The organism is Acinetobacter sp. YH16038, assembly GCF_013417275.1.
Lineage (GTDB): Bacteria > Pseudomonadota > Gammaproteobacteria > Pseudomonadales > Moraxellaceae > Acinetobacter.
Map to the genome: position 1 here is coordinate 1 of NZ_VPEG01000163.1, position 1,278 is coordinate 1,278.

Consider the following 1,278-nt stretch of genomic DNA (forward strand, 5'->3'; position numbering starts at 1 on the left):
TGCTTCATAACGAGATTTACAGAGCAAAGCGACTGTAGCCACTGGCTCCATGACGAGCGAAGCGAGCATAAAGCTTTATGAGCGAAGCGAATCCATTCTTGTTTTTAGCGTCCTAGCCGGTCTTTGAGAAAAACTGCCCCCAGGAATCGAGCGCAGCGAGATTCAATAGAGTTTGAGCGAAGCGAAAACATAGGGCAGTTTTAAATGCCGTTTTTAATTTTTTTGGGCTTTTAATAATATAAAAAGCTTTTAAATGCTTTTAGGAGGGCTGAAATCATTGGTATACGTGCGTTTCAGCGATCATTCTCCACCATTTACCTTGCAATACTCCACCATTTACCTTGCAAGAATTTCTCAATACTCCACCATTTACCTTGCATAATCCATCATAAAATATTATGGTGGATTTACATCATAAAAATTATAGGTGGGAGATGTCGGAATTAGTAGTCAAAGACAATGCTCTAATCAATGCTAGTTACAACCTTGACCTAACAGAACAACGGTTAATTCTGCTAGCAATTGTGGAAGCAAGGGAATCAGGCAAAGGAATTAATGCGAATGACCCTTTAAACATTCATGCAGAAAGCTATATAAATCAATTTGGAGTGCATCGAAATACCGCATATCAAGCCTTGAAAGATGCTTGTGATGATCTTTTTGCAAGACAATTCAGCTATCAAAGCCTTAGCGAAAAGGGGAATATCCAGCATCATAAATCACGCTGGGTAAGCGAAGTTATTTACGTTGAACAAGAAGCAGTTGTTAAGTTAATTTTTGCTCCCGCTATTATCCCGCTAATTACTCGACTAGAAAAACACTTCACAAGCTATGAATTAGAACAAGTTAGTCAATTAAAAAGTGCCTATGCTGTTCGCTTATACGAAATTTTAATTGCTTGGCGTAGCACAGGAAAAACACCCGTAATTGGGTTGGATGACTTTAAAAAACAGATAGGAATTAATGAGGGAGATTACAAGCGAATTGATGTACTTAAATCCCGTGTACTAGAGCCATCAATTAAGCAAATCAATGAACATACGGATATTATTGTATCTGTTGCACAGCATAAAACAGGGCGTTCAGTTACTGGTTTTTCATTCCGATTTAAACAAAAACCACAACCAAAAGTAGAACAAAGAACCGACCCAAAACGAGATCCAAACACACCTGATTTCTTTGTCGAAATGACCGATGCACAACGGCATTTGTTTGCACACAAATTATCTGAACTGCCCGAAGTTGGTAGCGAATATGCAGAGATCGGAGAGTCATCCG

At 38.9% G+C, this 1,278-nt stretch carries 1 protein-coding gene; it reads left to right on the forward strand.

What is annotated here, in order from left to right:
* Positions 1-434 precede the first annotated feature (434 nt).
* Positions 435-1,278 (forward strand): replication initiation protein RepM (gene repM / locus FTV34_RS17550; protein WP_179997603.1); only part of this gene is annotated, 844 nt, incomplete at its 3' end.